The sequence below is a fragment of the Francisella salina genome, from assembly GCF_000219045.1.
Taxonomy (GTDB): domain Bacteria; phylum Pseudomonadota; class Gammaproteobacteria; order Francisellales; family Francisellaceae; genus Francisella; species Francisella salimarina.
This window is the reverse complement of sequence record NC_015696.1, coordinates 1,444,166-1,461,537: the sequence shown is the minus strand read 5'-3', so window position 1 is coordinate 1,461,537 and position 17,372 is coordinate 1,444,166. Positions and strand designations below refer to the sequence as shown.

The following is a 17,372-nucleotide window of genomic DNA, read 5'->3' as shown; positions in this document are numbered from 1 at the left end:
CGCCTAAAGACAACAGGGGTGCTATCTTACTCGAATAAGATGGCTGAGAAAATAACCCTTTGTACCTGATCTAATTAGTATTAGCGTAGGGAGTTTGTTTGATTATTTTCTATAAATATCATTCAAATTCTTATTATTTAACTTAGAAATAATAGGAGATTAACCGTGGAATATTTAGGTTATATAACTTTAAACATATCATTAGTAATATATTTTATTCATTTTTTACCACAAACCATCCATAATCAGTTCAAGCATAAGACATTTGAAATTAGTCTCTGGACTCATTCGTTAATGATATTTGCTAATTCTTTAGATCTTATATATGCGATAGGGTTTAATATGCAATGGCAATATATCTTAGTTGATATTATTCTTTTAAGCTTTTTAACAGTCCAGCAACTTCAAATCTTAAATGACAGAAGGCAGAGAAATATATTTATACATACTGTGTTTATTTTGTTATTCTTACTGATTGTTATTTATATAGTCAAATTTATATCGCTGAGCCAACAGACTTTGTTATGGAGTGGCTCAATTAGTGGGGTAATATATAATGTATATTGGTTACCTCAGATATATAAAAATTTTCGCCAAAAACAAGCAGAAGGGTTTAGTATATTCTATTTAGGACTTTCTGTACTTAGCCTTATGTGTGATATAAATAGTGCTATATTTTTAGGATGGCCTATCGTATCAATAATAGTTTCTAGTTGCCTATTTATTTTGGTATCTATACAAATTATTCAATATTTCTATTATAAAGGAATGCTTTCAAAGCAAATATTAAATACTTCTATATAACTAGAGTTATAGAACACCACGTGTTTTATGTTAAAATTAGTGATCAGTATTTTTAGAAAAAATTAAAGTATGAAAAAAATTATTAAATTTTTAGTGTGTATATTATCTTTAGGTGCTTGCTCTCTAGTATTTGCATTGGATAATACCTCAAAAACATATACAGCTTATTCAATTGGTGATGCACTGGGTAAAGTTTCACATAAAAGTTTTAGTGCTATGAATCAAGAAATTATTAAAAAAGACTTCATTTCAGGTTTTGATGATACTATTTTAGATCATAAACCTGATATAAACAAAATTTCAGATAAAGATTCTTATGAAGTGGGAATGATTATTGCAACTCAATATAAGTCAAAACTAAAAAAAATGATTGTCATAAACAAACAAAATTGTGAAGAGTTTATTAAAGGTTTTGATGATGGAGCTAATAGTAAAGATCAGTCTTTAACCCCAGAAGATAAAGAGATATTAAAACATTTCAGAATTTCAAAAGATGAGGACAACTAGATAATATCAACTAAATATGGTTGATAAATATATTCTGCTACTTTATTCTTAAATCTAACTAACTCAAAGTCTTAAAATATATAAATAAAATGCAAAGCTTAAAAGATATTCAGAAGTTAATTAAACAAGATATTGAAAATAACAATGAGTTTATAATCAACTCTCTTTCATCAGATGTTGTTCTTATCAATCAAATTAGTCACTATATCATAAATAGTGGTGGCAAAAGACTTAGGCCTTTGTTAGTGATGCTATTTTCTAGAGCTCTAAATTATACTGGCAAAGATCATCTAGCATGTGCTGCAATTATAGAGTTTATTCATACAGCAACTCTTCTACATGATGATGTAGTTGATGATTCGCATCTACGTCGAGGCAAAGAGACAGCTAATAATGTTTTTGGCAATGCTGCAAGTGTATTAACCGGAGATTTTCTATACTCTAGAGCTTTTCAGATGATGGTAGGTTTAGATAATATGCAAATTATGCAAATATTAGCAGATGCTACTAATAAAATATCTGAAGGTGAAGTGCTTCAACTATTAAACGCTAGAAACATTGATTTGACAGAGGAAGATTACACTAATGTCATATACTGTAAAACCGCTAAATTATTTGAAGCATCATGTGAGTTAGCTGGTGTAATTAGTCTTGATAAGCAAAGCTATAGTAAACTTCAAAATAGTATTAAAAACTATGGTGTTTACTTAGGAAATGCATTTCAGATAGCCGATGATGTATTAGATTATGTTTCTGATGCAGAAAGTCTTGGTAAAAATATTGGTGATGATCTTGATGAGGGAAAAATGACCCTACCAACAATTTATGCCCTAGCAAATACTTCAAGTGCTGAACAAAAGAAAATAAAAAATGCCATTGAAAAAGGACATTATGATATAAACGAAATTATTAATATCGTCAAAAGTAGTGGAGCAGTTGAATACTCTTATCAAGTTGCATGTCAATATGCTGATAAAGCAAAAGAATCGATAAGTTTCTTACCAGAATCAGAATATAAGCAAGCTATGATCTTACTGTGTGATTTAGCTGTGAAGAGAAAAAATTAGTTATTATTTAAAATCTTTAAGTGTAATTTCGAAAGCTAACGCTTGATTAGGTCCTATTGTAGCAGGAGCTCTAGTCCCATAAGCTTTGTTGGGAGCACAGTATAATATAAAAGTAGAACCATTAGGCATCTTAGGGATAGCGTCTTTCCAACATTCTATTAGGTTTCTAAGAGGAAAGGTTGCGTTTTCACTTGAGTCAAAACTTGGTCCTATAAGTTTAGCTTCTTTTACATCATTAAGCTTTGATTTGTCGTCTTCATAAGCTATTACTGGTGTTGTTCCTTTGTAAGCAATAGTTACTGTGCTATCTGCAGAAGGTTTTTTACCATCACCTTGTTTAACCATTTGGTAGTAAACACCATCATTTACTTCAACAGCATTATCCATTTTAGCAATTTGCGACATGAACTCATCTGATTTGACTTTATTTAGCTTAGCTATGTCTAACTGCTTTTTAATCATCCTATCTTTTAGAGTTTCCATATTTCTTCTAATTTGACTTTCAGAAATTCTAGGCTTCTCATTGTTGAGAGCATCAGCAAAACCTGCGACTGTTTGTTTGTCATATAGCCCAAAATCTTGTCTAGCAATTCCAGACCCAACCTGGTACCCGACTACATAACTTGCATCAGAACTCATTTTTAAACTGTTATTAATTGAAGTACCCTTTGTTTGAGTTTGAGTTTGAGTTTGAGTTTGAGTTTGAGTTTGAGTTTGAGTTTGAGTACTTGGAGTACTAGTAGCTATAGCTTGAGTTTTAGTCTCACTATTTGTTTCTTTTGTTGAGCATGAACCGATTGCTACTCCTAGGACAGTACATGACATTATCGCAACTACTTTTTTTAGTTTCATCTTATCTCCTTATTTATCTTTGAATATCATCTTTTGTGATATTAAAAAAGTCAAAAAGCTCTTTATCTAACATTTGAGATGGAGAAATATTTGATAGAGCTTTGAATATAACATTTTTTCTTTCAGGGTTATTATTCTCCCATCTATTAAGCATATCTTTTATAAATACTCTTTGCAAATTATCTTGTGAACCACATAGGTTACAAGGAATTATCGGAAAATTTTTTAGTTCAGAATATTCTAGTGTTTCCTTTTCACTTACAAAAGCAAGAGGACGAATTACAATATTGCGTTTATCATCACTTAATAACTTTGCAGGCATTGATTTAATAGTGCCGTTATAAAAGAGATTTAAAAAAAATGTCTCTATGATATCATCACGATGGTGTCCTAGAGCAATTTTTGTAATATTGTTTTCCTCAGCAAAATCATACAGAATGCCACGCCTCATTCTCGAGCATAATCCACATGTGGTTTTACCATCTGGTATAACTCTTTTGACAACACTATAAGTATCTCTTTCAATGATATTAAATTCTATATCTTTAGTTTTAAGATAATTAGGTAAAATCTCTTCAGGAAATCCTGGTTGCTTCTGATCCAAGTTTACAGCTATGATATCAAATTTTATAGGAGCTTTCTTTTGCAGTAATAAAAGCATTTCAAGCAAACAGTATGAGTCTTTACCGCCAGATAGGCACACCATTATTTTATCGCCATCTTCAATCATGTTGTATTGATTAATTGCTTGGGCTGTTTTTCTAAGTATTTGTTTTTCTAGCTTTTTTAAAGGTTGTTTATTAGTTTCTGTCATTTTTTTCAAAAATCATCTTTTTTAGTTCATTAGGTATTTTTTGTAATCTTCCTGTCTTTGTATTGTAACAAGCAAGTTTAGCACTTGCTTTTGTAATAACTTGTTCATTATTAATTAAGCGTATCTCATAATCAAATTCGATGCTTACTGCACCAATTTTAGTAATATGTTGAGTTACTTCAATCTTATTAGGGTGTAGTAGTGGTAAGATGTATTTACAGGTTTGTTCTGTAATTACAAGTTGGATAGAGTTTTGAGTGGCCCAAGACATTAATCCACTATTTTCATATGCCCATGTTGTTCTAGCTTCTTCAAAATAGTTAAAGTAGGTACAGTTATTTACATGTCCATATTTATCAGTGTCAGCAAAGCGAATATTTACAGTATGCTTAAAAATATTTGATTTCATAACTTACCTTTAGAAAATATATGACAGTAGGGGTTTGCGAGGTACTTCACAGTTTTGTAATTGTATAGCATATTTTTGAGCTACATCAGCGGTTTTACGGGCATAGTTTTTTAAGAATGAATTATTTCTATGGCTGCCTCTTCTATATCCTCCAATACCCTCATGGTATGCAAGATATAAATCATAAGTATTTGTTTTACTTATACCTGTTTTATTATGGACATTGTTTAAATACCAACCTATGAAATCTACAGCATCAGCATAATCAGAACGTGAGACAAAAGATTGTTTAGTTTCTTTCTTGTAATGCTCCCATGTGCCATCTAGAGCCTGTGCATAACCATAAGCGCTGGATGCTCTACCTTTTGGAATAAAACCAAAATAATATTGCATAGAAGGTTGTGCATCAGCCCTGAATGAAGATTCTTGACGTACGAATGCCATTTGTATATTTAGAGGTATCCCCCAACGATCGTAGGAGTCTATCATGTCATAGTACCAGTCAGGATATTGGTGGATTATACTACACGCATTATTTATATTTTTTGGAGGTTCTGTTGAGCATGAACTCAAGAGTAATATGACTGTGGTAATCAGTATTAGTTTTACTATCTTTTTCATTATAAATTCCTATAAAAAACATCCACAACTTTATCTTGGAATCTACGAGCATTGTAACGATCAGAGTACTTGAGATCATTTAGCATGATCGAAAATGAGATGCGATGGTTTTTTGCAGTTAAAACATAGCCTGATAGTGTTGATACTCCAGATAATGTACCTGTTTTTGCATGTACTCGACCAAGCAGTTTGCCTCCCATTCTATATGCGATGGTACCACTTATTCCAGATGAAGGTAGGTAATTATAGAATTGTTTACCAACTTTACTGTTAAAAGTTTTAGTCAAGAAATCAACCATAAATTCAGGACTAACTCTATCCAGATGTGATAATCCAGATCCGTCATACATAGTCAAAGCAGACGTGTCTAATCCTAGTTTTGAATATAAGATGCTTTGAACAGCTTCAGTACCCGCTTTAGTTGAGCCAATTCCTTTTTCTTGTAAACCAATAGTATTTAGTATAGTTTCTGCATATAAATTGTCAGAGTGTTTAAGAGTTTGGTCAAAGAAGTGTCCAATTGTTGCTGATCTTGTTGTTATTTGTGATTCATAACCAGCTGGAATATCACTAGCAATAAGTACCTTACCATGTTTTACTCCACTAGAACTTAAAAAATCATTAACAGTATCTACTGTCTTTAAAGCAGGGTTTCTAATTGCCAGTTTAAACATTTTTTCAGCTGTTCTAGATAAATATCCACTTATATATACCACGTTATCATCATTCATTGATAAAATCGTAGCCTTTGTTGCACTTGTATATTTAGCTGAATTTTTTATGTCAATGTTGCTAGCATTGCTAAGCTCTACAACTCTAGTAGTTAAACTATTTGGATTTTTAACTAGTTTTATAACAGTACAGTTTCTATTTAATGTAAAGCTAGAAGCCGGTGCACCATAGCATAATGTTTTATCTTCTTTAGACCAACCCCTAGGGATATATGGTCCTGAAAATACACCAACAAGATATACATCGCCTGTAATTTTAGATATTCCTTTTTCTGTTTTTATCTTTCTTATCAATGATGATAACTGACTACCCGTAAGGGCTGGATTACCAGTAAATTTTATATACATATCACCATAGAGAGTATGGTTTGATATTCTATTAGATGGATACATAACAGTAGTTGTAAATCTAAAGTTACTAGGAATAGCAAATAATCCTGAGACGATTGTAAATACCTTATTATTACTTGCAGGTTTCATTGATCTGTTTTCAGCATAGGCATACAGATCAGCACCTGTCATAGTTCTTTGGGCTGCTACAGCAATTTTAGCATTAGATAAGTTATACTTTTTTACAAGAGATTGTATTTCGCTACGAGTAGATGCGTAAGATAGGTTTGCGCTTGCTACAAATATAGATATAGCTACTAAAAGCTTAGTTCTTTTTATCAAAGTGACAAACCTATATATGTTTCTAATTTCTTAATTTGGAATAATAGCATTTTATACACTATAAATATAGTGGGGGTACTGTGTAATATATAGATAGGTTTTGGGTTAGTGTAAATAAGTTGTAGCTATGTTGCATTTATATTGTTATATGGTAGAATTATAGCCTGTAAATTTGTCTATCAGCTTTGGGTAAAGAGCTGTAGTTTTGTTAAATTTAAATTAAACTGGCATTTAAGTGAGGTGAGAGGGTATGCCAAGCGTTAGAGTTAAAGAAAGAGAACCTTTTGATGTTGCTCTTAGAAGATTTAAGAGATCTTGTGAGAAGGCTGGAATAGTATCTGAACTACGTCGTAGAGAGTACTTTGAAAAGCCAACTTGGGCACGTAAAAGAAAGAAAGCTGCTGCTGTCAAAAGAGCTTACAAAAGCAATATGATGGCTAGAAGGTAGTATATTATTTAATTCACCGTTGAGAGTTTAACTCTCCCTTTCACTAGGAATTCTTTTTTAAAATGTCACAAATTTTTGATCAATTGACTCTTGATATGAAAGAGTCAATGAAAAATAAAGATAAAAATAGATTAACTACTATTCGTATGGCTATGTCGGCCATTAAGCAAAAACAAATTGATGAGAAAGTTGATATTACAGATGACATTGTTACAGCTGTAATAACAAAAATGATCAAGCAAAGACAAGACTCTTATAATCAATACATACAAGCAGAAAGAGCTGAGCTTGCAGAGGGTGAAAAAAAAGAGATTGAAATCTTGACTAAATATATGCCCAAACAGCTTAGTGATGAAGAGGTTGTGACTATTGTTCAAAAAGCAATAGAATCTGTTGGAGCTACCTCAATGAAAGAAATGGGTAAAATAATGGCTAGTGTAAAAAAAGAGCTTGCTGGTAGAACAGATATGAGTAAAGTAAGTGCTATAGTAAAGTCAAACTTATCTTAACTTTCAGATTTTATCAGTATGGCAAAAAAGATTTCAAATAGTTTTATAAAAGAGCTTGTTGCAAGTGCTGATATTGCAGATGTTGTGTCTAGATATGTCAACCTCAAGAAATCTGGAAAAAATTATAAAGCATGTTGTCCATTTCATAATGAAAAAACGCCTTCATTTTATGTTAATACTCAAAAGAAATTTTTTCATTGCTTCGGGTGTGGTGTATCTGGAGATGCCTTAACTTTCGTTAAAAAAATAAATGATTTAGACTTCGTAGAAGCAGTTAATAATTTAGCAGAGATTGTGGGGAAACCCATTGAATATGAGAATTATTCACAAGAAGATTTGCAAAGAGAACATCTTTTTAATAAGTGCATTGGTTTTTTAGCGATAGCTCAAAAATATTATCGTTGGAATCTTGGTAATTCAGTATCAAAAGAAAAAGCTATAGAGTATCTTAAGAAAAGAGGAATCGATAGTGGATTAGCTAAAGTGTTTAGTATTGGATATTCATCAGAAGGTTGGAATAATATTACCCAGCTTGCTAAATCTGTTAATGTATCTGAAGATATATTAATTGATACAGGTCTTTCAATAAAGAATGATAAAGGAAATGTTTATGACCGTTTTCGCAATAGAATAATGTTTCCTATCAGAAATATTCAAGGAAGCGTTATTGGTTATGGCGGTAGGGTGATTGATGATTCTGATACAGTTAAATACTTGAACTCTCCAGAAACTATAGTTTTTCAAAAAAATAATATTTTGTATGGATTATATGAATATAGAGAGAGAAAAAAACAACATCCTGAGTTGGCAAATCAAAGTCTTATTGTTGTAGAAGGGTATATGGATGTTGTTGGGTTGGCTCAATATGGTTTTTATTCTGCTGTGGCAACGTTAGGAACAGCATTTTCACAAAATCATGCAAAAATACTATTCCGTGAGAGTAACTCAGTGATACTTTGCTTTGATGGCGATAGTGCTGGACAAAACGCGGCTATCCGAAGTATTAAAATAATTTTACCTATTTTAGATGGTAATAAAAAACTTAGAATACTTACTCTAAAGGAAGGAAAGGATCCTGACGATTATATCAAAGAACATGGGTTGATAAGTTTCCAGAGTGAACTAGATAACTCTTTGTTGGTTTCAGATTTTATAATAAGACATATAATAGGCAATAGAGATATTTCTAAAGCTGAGTGTAAAGCAGAAATTTTGGAGAATTTAAAAGATTTTTTATCTGATGTTGATGAAAATATTTATTCAGAGAGTATTGTATCAACCGTCTCAGAGAAAATAAATATTAGTTCTGATCAAGTAAAAAGATTAATCAAGCTAGGAAAGCAAAAATTTAGTATTGATACTATGAATAAGAGTAATCATATGATTAAGCAAAAAAGGCTTTCAAAAAATATTTTACTTGAAGAGGTAGTGTTAGCTGAAATTTTTGTTAATATTGATGATTTTCGCATTCTACTAAAAGAAAATGACTTTGAAATATTTTCTACTTCAAAAAATCTTGATATTCTTGTAAAAAGCTTGAAAATTTTAAAAGAAGACTCATCTAATCAAATAGAAACTGTGGTGTTGATACAGTTTTTGGCAGAGGACTATCCTGACTATAGAGAGTATTTCTTTGAGTTATTGAGTTATGGCATTAACAAGGCTAGAAAAAAATCTGATGGTGAACAGTATTGCAGTCAGATATTAAATGACTTAAAAAGGATTGAAGCTAATAGTGTAAAAGAGCAGCTTAATCATTTAGGGTCTCTACCTTTTAGGACAGATGTTCAAGAGATGGAACGTAAGTATTTAGTAGCAAAATTAGGTAATAAAATATAAAAAATTCTATTGGAGTATTAATAGATGACAAGAGAAGATTTACTTTCTGATCTAAAAGATTTGATAGTTGATGGTAAAGAAAGAGGTTATTTAACTAGAGCAGATATTCTGGATGCATTACCAGGAGATGTGTCAGACGATCCTAAAAAGTATGAAGAAATAGAAGCTATACTTATAGATGCTGGTATTGATGTTTATGATAGAACTCCTCAATTAGATGAAGATGATGAACGAAAAGTAAGTGAGGCGAACTTAGATGATTTGAAAGGTAAGACTTCTGATCCTATCCGTATGTATATGCGAGAAATGGGTATAGTAGATCTTTTAGATAAAAAAGGTGAGACTGATATAGCCATCAGAATCGAAGAAGGTACTACGGAAGTTTTTAGTACTATTTTGAGTTACCCAATAGTTATTAAAACTTATATTGAACGCTTTCGTGAATTAGAAGAAAAAGCTGATGATTACATGTCATCACAAGATATTGAAGATGAGTCTGTAGCTAAGTATATTCGCTTTAATGAAATTATAGCGGGCTTCAGTGATGAGCAGATTACAGAAGAAAAAGTTGCGGAAGATGATCATGATGAGAAGATTGATACTCAAAGAGCATATAATTTCTTTGTAAACCTTGAGAAAATGTTTGAGGAGTACCAGGAAAAACCTAATAAAAAGCTATATAACAAAATAGTCAAAGAGTTTGAATGTTTAAGGTTATCTACTTCTCACTTGCAGAAATTGGTTGACTACATTAGACTCCCTTATGCTCGAGTTAAAGAGTTCGAGAGAAAAATACTTAGATTGTGCGTAGAAAGATCAAAAACTCCTCGTCAGGAGTTTATCAAGGTATATGAAATTGGCTCTGTTGAGTGGCTGGAGCCTTTAACTAAAAAATATAAATTTACAGATAATACTATCAAAGAAATTAATAACTTAACTAAGCAAATTAATCAATTTCAGACTCTGATGATGATGAAAGTTGAAGAACTTAAAAAAGTTAATGTTGAAATTTCTAAGAGTGAAGCAAAAATTACTCAAGCTAAAAAAGAAATGATAGAAGCAAACTTAAGACTAGTTGTTTCAGAGGCTAAAAAATATACTAATAGAGGTTTGCATTTCTTGGATATTATACAAGAAGGTAATATTGGTCTAATGAAGGCTGTTGATAAGTTTGATTACAGAAAAGGTTTTAAGTTTTCAACTTATGCAACTTGGTGGATTCGTCAGGCAATCACTCGTTCTATTGCGGATCAAGCTAGAACAATTCGAGTTCCAGTTCATATGATTGAAACTATCAATAAAGTTAATAGAATTAAGCGTCAAATACTTCAAGAGAAAGGACGCGAGGCTACAGAAGAGGAGATTATTGAATACACTCCAAATATGACAAAAGATAAGCTTAAAAAGATTCTTAATATCTCTCATACTCCTATTTCTATGGAGAGTCCAATTGGTGACGATGAAGATTCAACAGTAGGTGACTTTATTGAGGATAAGAATAATTATTCTCCAATTGAGGCAGCAAACTTAGAGAACTTAAGAGAGGCTATTAAGGAGCTTATTGATACGGGTTTAACTGAAAGAGAAGCAAAAGTTCTTATGATGCGTTTTGGTATTGGTATGAATACCGATCATACTCTTGAAGAAGTAGGTAAGCAGTTCAATGTAACCAGAGAACGTATTAGGCAGATTGAAGCAAAAGCTCTTAGAAAGTTAAAGCACCCATCAAGATCGGCATTCTTAAAAACATTTTTATAAATTTTCTTATTAATAAATTTCTCAACTAAAATGGCTTTTTATACTTAGCTGTGCTATATTTTTGCTAATTTTTATTTATTCAATTTTATGATGAAAAAAATAGTATTAATATTTATACTGATATCAAGTATCTTTAGTCTTAATAGCTGTTTATTAATCGGAGCAGGTGTTTATGGTGTTGATCAAGCTGCGTCATACTCTGAGAACCTTGACTACTCTGTTATAGATGTTAGCAATTCAGTCTTGCACGTTCTTAGGGAAATGCCAGGTGTCACTATTACTAAGAATATTATAACTAATCAAGCATCAGAGATTGATGGCGATGTTAACTCGGAGAGATTCAAGGGGACGTTTAGTATTAGTGTGACTAGAATAGCTGACAATTCATCAACGTTAACTATTAAGTACGATATCTTTGGTGATAAAGTTCAATCGAAAAGATTCTTAAGAAATGTTAAAGAAGATCTGCATAAAAATGCAGCTTTAAATAAATAATTAAAGTTTTGTTAAGCTTTAATTAGTTTTATGAACTCATCGACATATTGTTTTTGAACTATTTTAGTATCAATGTTATCGATAAAGTCCGATAGTTGGCACATCTCTAAATCACTATATCCACAGGGGTTAATATAACTAAATGGCGTAAGATCCATTTTAGTATTTATAGCAATGCCGTGGTAGCTTTTACTTTGTTTTATTCTTAAGCCAAGAGAAGCTATTTTTTTATTATCAATATATATGCCATGGGCATTCTCAATAATGTGAGGGTCAAGATTATAGTGCTTTTGAAGTATATTGATACAGGCTTGCTCTACTACATCAACTAATTTTTTTGCACCAAGTTTATTTCTTTTTATATCAAGCATAAAGTATATTACAACTTGACCAGGACCATGATATGTAACTTGTCCACCTCTATCAGTTTCAACAATAGGTATATTGTGTGGATTTAAGATATGTTCGGGTTTGCCGTGTTTTCCTTGTGTAAAAACACTCAGGTGTTCAACAAGCCAAATCTCATCCTTAGTAGTATTGTCACGTTCAGTTGTGAAATCAGCCATTCGTTCAAAAACATTAGAGTATGGCTGTAATCCTAAATCTCTAATTATGATATCTTCTTTCATAGAGTAACGATTATTATAAAACCATGTGTACTTCAGGATGGCTAGAAATTTCTTTGTAAATATTATCTAACTGTTGTTTGCTATCAGCTGTAAATATGGCTGTAATAGATATATATTTACCAGTTTTACTTTCTTTGGTATTAAAATCAATCTCATCATGTTTTGGAACATGTTTTTCAAAGACTTTAAGAATAAATTCAACAGTCTCTTTCTGTGGGTTTGCCATAATCTTTATTGGAAATTGACAGGGAAACTCAAAAAAAGTTTCTGGCTGATTACTGTTATTATCTTCAGACATTATAAATCCTCTTATTTTAGGGTTACCACCAACCTCTTTGTGATATATCATTCATAGATATCACTGGTACACTTGCTATTTTTTCTTTAGTATCTCCAAGAGTTATGACTAGTTCACCTACTGGTTGTCCTTTTTTAATTGGAGCTTTTAACCCGGATGTAAACACAATACCTTGTTTTAAGAATGGAATATAGGTTTTAGGTACAGTTTTATAAATATTTTGAGTTGAGGCTACAGTTATCTTTTGTCCAGCTTTGGCGTTAGGGATGTTATCAGCACTTATTGTGACTGGAGAGTTAGCTTTGTATAATAAGACATTTTCGTACTTACTTATAGCATACCTCAATAATTTAGAAGATTCTGAATCTCTTTTAGCTGAGCTACTAGTACCAAGTACTACAGAGATGAATCTTTCGCCATCTTGTTTTGCAGAGGATACTAAGCAATAGCCAGCTGCATCTGTGTGGCCTGTTTTCATGCCATCAGCACCATCAAAAGTGAATAGAAGCCTGTTTCTATTGTTTTGAAGTACAAAGTTGTCGCCTTTAGGGAATAGTTTTGAGCACTTATCTTGAGCTTGAGAGTCTAGCCCCTTTGCAGTAAAACTTTCTAAAACATTACCGCTTGAACGATCAAATTTAGGTAAACATTGCTTACGATCTGCTATGCTTACAGATTTTTGCTCTGTAGCATTCCAAACCAAACCTCTGTCATCGTATATCTCATATGCTTCAGGGAAATTATATATGTAAGATCTAGCTAGTAATGCCATGTCATGCGCAGTTGTATACTGTTCTCCTCCAGGCAACCCATCTGGGTTGGCAAAGTGAGTATTATTCATTCCAATTGCTTTTGCTGTTTGATTCATAAGATCCGTAAATGCATCGGCAGTACCACCGATATATTCTGCTAAAGCTATAGTAGCATCATTACCCGATACAACATCCATTCCTGTTACTAAATTTTTAACAGATACTTTAGCTCCTGCTTTTACATACATTTTAGATCCGCCAGTTGAAGCAGCTTTTGCACTTATTGGTACCATAGTATCCCAACTAAGGTTTCCTGCTTTGATTTCACTGGCAACAATATAAGATGTCATGATTTTGGTCAAACTAGCAGGAGGTCTTCTCACATCCATATTTTTCTCACTAACTACATCACCAGTGCGATAATTCATAGCTACCCATGCTGGAGCATCTAGCTCAATATTTACAGGTCTTACTATTATATCTTTCTGTGCTAGTCCGTTACCTCCATTAAAATATGGGTCTGAGCTAGAAGAAATATTGGGTGCCGCGAATGCTGTAGTTGCAACCAAACTAGCTGTTAATAAAGCCATCTTTTTAAATTTCATAATTTTCCTCTTTAAACTTTTGTTAAAGTGTAACTTATTAAGTAATATCTCAAAGTATTTTAATATTTATAGGTTATAAATACAAAGGTTTTTATGATAGACTCTTGTGTAGTGTATCAAGCGTTTATGCTTTAGCAAAAATATAGGAGAAATTGTTATGCTAAAAAATATACCTTGTGGAAAAGATATTCCTAATGATTTCAATGTTGTTATTGAAATACCTCAAGATAGTGATCCGATTAAGTATGAGTTTGATAAAGATAGTGACATGATAGTTGTTGACAGATTTATGTCGTCTACTATGAGATATCCTTGTAACTATGGTTTCGTACCAAATACTCTTTATGATGATGGCGACCCAATTGATGTGTTAGTATTGGCTCCATATCCTCTTGCGGTAGGTTGTGTGATTAACTGTAGAGCAGTTGGTGTTTTCAAAATGGAAGATGATGGTGGTGTTGATGCAAAAATTATTGCAGTACCAAGCTCTAAATTGACTAAGGAATATGATCATATAAATGATGTTGATGATTTGCCTGTTTCTTTAAAACAAAAAATTGAGCATTTCTTCACTCATTATAAAGATCTTGATTCTGGTAAGTGGGTAAAAGTTGATGGCTGGGATGATGTCGCTTTTGCTAAAAAAGAAATCGAAAAATCTGTAAATAATTATAAATAATTTCTTCTTTTGTTTTTAATATTTTAGTCTCTAAGTCATTTGTGATAATATTTCATATCGAATTCAATATTTTCATGAAACTTAGTATGAAGCAAAATGTCGTAAATAGTATTAAACTAGTAATCTTTGATGTCGACGGTGTCCTTACAGATAGTAGAATAATAATCTCAAATGACGGAAATGAGTTTAAAAACTTTAATGTTAAAGATGGTCTTGGTATCGTTCTGTTACAGAAATTGGGTATTAAAGTTGCAATTATAACTGGTAAAGAATCAAAGATTGTTCAGCAGAGACTTCAAAGTTTAGGTCTAGATCCCCAAGATATTTATCAAGGCCAAAAAAATAAAATCAAGGCATATGAAAGCTTAAAAAATAAATATAGTCTAAATGATCAGAATATTGCTTATATGGGTGATGATTTGCCAGATCTTGTGTTAATGAATAAGGTAGGGTTGTCTGCAACGCCTACAGATTCAATATCAGTAGTAAAAGAATATGCAAACTATGTATGCCAAAATAATGGTGGTAATGCTGCAGTTAGGGAGTTTTGTGACTATATTATTAAGCAATCAGGTTTTTATGATAAGGTTATTAAAGATTTTATTGAGACTGGTGAGGTTAAATAAACAAAAATATGAAGTTTTTCACTAAGTATTCTTTATTTGCTAACGTACTTTCCATAGTCATTATTATCTTAGCTATGCTATATATAAGTTACAATGCTTTAGATGGTGCAAAACCATTAAAATCTAGCCAACAGAAAAATAGAGTTGAATTAAAGGCTTATGATTTTACATACAATAAATATGATGTAAAAGGTAATTTAGTAACGAATTATTTTTCAAAAGAGTTAAGGCGTTATATTAATCAAGACTTATTTATGATTAATCTTACAGAAAAAAGTTATGATGATAAAACAGGCAAGTTACAGTGGCAAGTTAAGTCTAAGTATGGCTATATTCAACAGTTTACTGGTCAAAATTTGACTCACTTATATGATGGTGTTGATGCAATTATTTATACTAGTAATGATTCATCAGGTAATCAAACTAATGAGGGTAAAAACTCCTCTTTAGATAGAATCTTTATTAAAACTTCAGAGATGTTTTATAACTCTGGTTCAAAAGATTTTTATAATGCTAGATTTACAAAGATGTATGATCCTGAGACTGGTAACAATACAACCGGTATTGGAGTATCAGGAAATTCAGACTCAAAAGTTATAAGACTAGGTCAGAATGTGAGGAGTTATTATGCATCTAGTTAGAATGATAGGATTAACGCTACTAGTATTTGTTTCTAATGCTTTCTCAGAAACACAAGTGAATCAAATAGATGATGCTCTTCCGATGTATAATGCAGCAGCACAAGAAGATAGTGTTACTGATAATGAAAAAGAGGATAATTCTGAGGGCAATAGCTTGAAAGAATATGGACCGGTAACAATATGTGCCGATAGTGCTACATATGATGATAGTCAGCATGTTATTACCTATTTAGGCAATGTATTTGCAATGCAAATCCATAATAATCATATACTTTGTCATAAACCTATAGAACCTAGAAAAGATGTTATTTATTTTGAAAGAGATGCAAATTTATCTCTGGAACAATTACAAGAGAGTTGGTTAAAAACAGCTAAACAACTATGTTCCGAACAAAAAGAATGTAACTTCATATCTGGACAGAGACTTGTAATAAATTTAGATGATAAAAATAAACTAAAGACTTTTACTATGATTTCAGATGATAATCATAATTCCCAATTCTATACATATCCAACAAATTCAAACCCTGACTATAAAGACGTTAAGACTGCGACAAGAGGTCCTGTTGAGGGTAAGTCAAAAATGATAATCTATCATGTTGATGACAAGCATCTAGAAATGTACAGAAAGGCTGTAGCTTTCCAAAACGATAATGTTTATAAGGGTGAAAAAGTTATTTTTGATATTGAACATGATCTAATATCAATTCCTGGTAGTGAAAATAAAAGATCAACAATAATATTAGATGGAGTACAGAAACAGACTAAAATTGATACAGGTCTAACTCCTATTAGTGACTATGAGAAAGATAGACAAAAAGGAAGTGTTAGAGGCTTAAATACATATAACTCTACAACTTAATTAAAGCAGACAGGTTTAAAATGGAAAAATATACATTAGAAGCAAAAAGACTAGGTAAAAAATATGGTTCGCGATGGGTTGTAAATAATGTCTCCATGAAAGTTTCAACTGGTGAAATAGTTGGTCTCTTGGGACCTAATGGAGCCGGGAAAACAACATCTTTTTACATGATTGTAGGACTTGTGGCTGCAACACGTGGTAAGGTGCGTATGGGGGATGATGATGTAACAAAGATGCCAATTCACCTTAGAGCTAGAAGAGGCTTAGGTTATCTTCCTCAAGAGGCTTCTGTTTTCAGAAAACTAAGTGTTGAAGATAATATTGTAGCTATTTTGGAGACTCGTAAAGAACTTAGTAAAATCCAAATTGAAGAAAAACTAAATCAACTTTTGGATGAGTTTAGTATTCAGCACATACGTAAAAGTTTAGGTATGAGCTTATCTGGAGGAGAGCGAAGAAGAGTTGAAATTGCAAGGGCTCTTGCTATGGATCCTAAGTTTATACTTCTAGATGAACCGTTTGCCGGAGTTGATCCAGTATCTGTAATAGAGATTAAAGAAGTTGTGAGACACCTTAAGGATAGAGGAATAGGTGTATTAATTACAGACCATAATGTACGAGAGACGCTTGATATTTGTGAGAGAGCATACATTGTTAATGCTGGGAATATGCTCGCTGCTGGTACACCAGAAGAAGTCTTAGCTGATGAAACGGTTAGAAAGGTATATCTCGGAGAAGACTTTAAGTTGTAATA

The 17,372-nt window shown here is 32.0% G+C and carries 21 protein-coding genes and 1 riboswitch; of the genes, 13 read left to right on the top strand and 8 right to left on the bottom strand.

Annotation, left to right across the window (positions count from 1 at the left end; all coding sequences use genetic code 11):
• The first annotated feature begins 4 nt into the window (after positions 1-4).
• Positions 5-110, top strand: a riboswitch (TPP riboswitch).
• 55 nt (positions 111-165) lie between these two features.
• From F7308_RS07150 to F7308_RS07140, 3 genes are all read left to right on the top strand, one after another.
• Entirely contained in the window at positions 166-804 is a 639-nt protein-coding gene (locus F7308_RS07150; RefSeq protein WP_013923191.1) for a PQ-loop repeat-containing protein, read from the top strand.
• Between the two features lie 69 nt (positions 805-873).
• Entirely contained in the window at positions 874-1,311 is a 438-nt protein-coding gene (locus tag F7308_RS07145) for a hypothetical protein (RefSeq protein WP_013923190.1), read from the top strand.
• Between the two features lie 89 nt (positions 1,312-1,400).
• Positions 1,401-2,378, top strand: a complete 978-nt coding sequence (locus F7308_RS07140; protein WP_013923189.1) for a polyprenyl synthetase family protein — start codon at positions 1,401-1,403, stop codon at positions 2,376-2,378.
• 3 nt (positions 2,379-2,381) lie between these two features.
• On the opposite strand, the gene F7308_RS07135 is transcribed toward F7308_RS07140, so the two are convergent.
• The 5 genes from F7308_RS07135 to dacB are packed head-to-tail and all read right to left on the bottom strand — an operon-like array spanning position 2,382 to position 6,477.
• Entirely contained in the window at positions 2,382-3,230 is an 849-nt protein-coding gene (locus tag F7308_RS07135) for an FKBP-type peptidyl-prolyl cis-trans isomerase N-terminal domain-containing protein (RefSeq protein WP_013923188.1), read from the bottom strand.
• Between the two features lie 13 nt (positions 3,231-3,243).
• On the bottom strand, positions 3,244-4,044 hold the full coding sequence (gene ttcA / locus F7308_RS07130; protein ID WP_013923187.1) for a tRNA 2-thiocytidine(32) synthetase TtcA: 801 nt from the start codon (positions 4,042-4,044) through the stop codon (positions 3,244-3,246).
• A complete protein-coding gene (locus F7308_RS07125) occupies positions 4,031-4,453 on the bottom strand; it encodes an acyl-CoA thioesterase (protein ID WP_013923186.1) in 423 nt (140 codons plus the stop codon). Before F7308_RS07125 ends, ttcA begins: the two co-directional genes overlap by 14 nt.
• 9 nt (positions 4,454-4,462) lie before the next feature.
• Positions 4,463-5,074 carry a transglycosylase SLT domain-containing protein gene (locus F7308_RS07120; protein ID WP_013923185.1) on the bottom strand — a complete coding sequence of 204 codons (612 nt, stop codon included), beginning with the start codon at positions 5,072-5,074 and terminating at the stop codon, positions 4,463-4,465.
• Positions 5,074-6,477, bottom strand: coding sequence for a D-alanyl-D-alanine carboxypeptidase/D-alanyl-D-alanine endopeptidase (gene dacB / locus F7308_RS07115; protein ID WP_013923184.1), 1,404 nt, complete (start codon positions 6,475-6,477; stop codon positions 5,074-5,076). The genes F7308_RS07120 and dacB overlap by 1 nt, the downstream gene beginning before the upstream one ends.
• A 250-nt stretch (positions 6,478-6,727) precedes the next feature.
• Here dacB and rpsU point away from each other — a divergent pair, with 250 nt between their 5' ends.
• The 5 genes from rpsU to F7308_RS07090 all read left to right on the top strand — a co-directional run bounded on the left by rpsU (position 6,728) and on the right by F7308_RS07090 (position 11,526).
• Positions 6,728-6,925, top strand: coding sequence for a 30S ribosomal protein S21 (gene rpsU, locus F7308_RS07110; protein WP_013923183.1), 198 nt, complete (start codon positions 6,728-6,730; stop codon positions 6,923-6,925).
• A gap of 62 nt (positions 6,926-6,987) precedes the next feature.
• Positions 6,988-7,434, top strand: a complete 447-nt coding sequence (locus tag F7308_RS07105; protein WP_013923182.1) for a GatB/YqeY domain-containing protein — start codon at positions 6,988-6,990, stop codon at positions 7,432-7,434.
• 18 nt (positions 7,435-7,452) lie between these two features.
• Positions 7,453-9,273, top strand: coding sequence for a DNA primase (gene dnaG / locus F7308_RS07100; RefSeq protein WP_013923181.1), 1,821 nt, complete (start codon positions 7,453-7,455; stop codon positions 9,271-9,273).
• A 24-nt stretch (positions 9,274-9,297) separates the two neighbouring features.
• Positions 9,298-11,031, top strand: a complete 1,734-nt coding sequence (rpoD, locus tag F7308_RS07095; protein ID WP_013923180.1) for an RNA polymerase sigma factor RpoD — start codon at positions 9,298-9,300, stop codon at positions 11,029-11,031.
• Between the two features lie 87 nt (positions 11,032-11,118).
• On the top strand, positions 11,119-11,526 hold the full coding sequence (locus F7308_RS07090; protein ID WP_013923179.1) for a DUF3568 family protein: 408 nt from the start codon (positions 11,119-11,121) through the stop codon (positions 11,524-11,526).
• 11 nt (positions 11,527-11,537) lie between these two features.
• Here the strand turns inward: F7308_RS07090 and lipB are convergent, their stop codons facing one another.
• Genes lipB through F7308_RS07075 form a run of 3 tightly spaced genes read right to left on the bottom strand, consistent with a single transcriptional unit; the run spans position 11,538 to position 13,810 of the window.
• Entirely contained in the window at positions 11,538-12,155 is a 618-nt protein-coding gene (gene lipB / locus F7308_RS07085) for a lipoyl(octanoyl) transferase LipB (protein WP_013923178.1), read from the bottom strand.
• Between the two features lie 13 nt (positions 12,156-12,168).
• Complete coding sequence (locus tag F7308_RS07080) at positions 12,169-12,453, bottom strand: HP0495 family protein (protein WP_013923177.1); 285 nt, start codon at positions 12,451-12,453, stop codon at positions 12,169-12,171.
• Positions 12,454-12,475: 22 nt separating this feature from the next.
• On the bottom strand, positions 12,476-13,810 hold the full coding sequence (locus F7308_RS07075; RefSeq protein ID WP_013923176.1) for a D-alanyl-D-alanine carboxypeptidase family protein: 1,335 nt from the start codon (positions 13,808-13,810) through the stop codon (positions 12,476-12,478).
• 157 nt (positions 13,811-13,967) lie between these two features.
• On the opposite strand from F7308_RS07075, the gene ppa reads away from it, so the two are divergent.
• The 5 genes from ppa (at position 13,968) to lptB (ending at position 17,370) form a co-directional block, all read left to right on the top strand.
• Entirely contained in the window at positions 13,968-14,489 is a 522-nt protein-coding gene (gene ppa / locus F7308_RS07070; protein ID WP_013923175.1) for an inorganic diphosphatase, read from the top strand.
• 86 nt (positions 14,490-14,575) lie between these two features.
• The gene (locus F7308_RS07065; RefSeq protein WP_013923174.1) at positions 14,576-15,115 is read left to right on the top strand and encodes a KdsC family phosphatase; all 540 of its coding nucleotides are present in this window, start codon (positions 14,576-14,578) and stop codon (positions 15,113-15,115) included.
• 8 nt (positions 15,116-15,123) lie between these two features.
• Positions 15,124-15,756: an LPS export ABC transporter periplasmic protein LptC gene (gene lptC, locus F7308_RS07060; RefSeq protein ID WP_013923173.1), complete on the top strand. Its 633-nt coding sequence runs from the start codon at positions 15,124-15,126 to the stop codon at positions 15,754-15,756.
• Positions 15,743-16,618, top strand: a complete 876-nt coding sequence (locus F7308_RS07055) for an LptA/OstA family protein (RefSeq protein ID WP_013923172.1) — start codon at positions 15,743-15,745, stop codon at positions 16,616-16,618. Before lptC ends, F7308_RS07055 begins: the two co-directional genes overlap by 14 nt.
• A 20-nt stretch (positions 16,619-16,638) precedes the next feature.
• Complete coding sequence (lptB, locus tag F7308_RS07050) at positions 16,639-17,370, top strand: LPS export ABC transporter ATP-binding protein (protein WP_013923171.1); 732 nt, start codon at positions 16,639-16,641, stop codon at positions 17,368-17,370.
• The last annotated feature ends 2 nt before the right edge of the window (positions 17,371-17,372 follow it).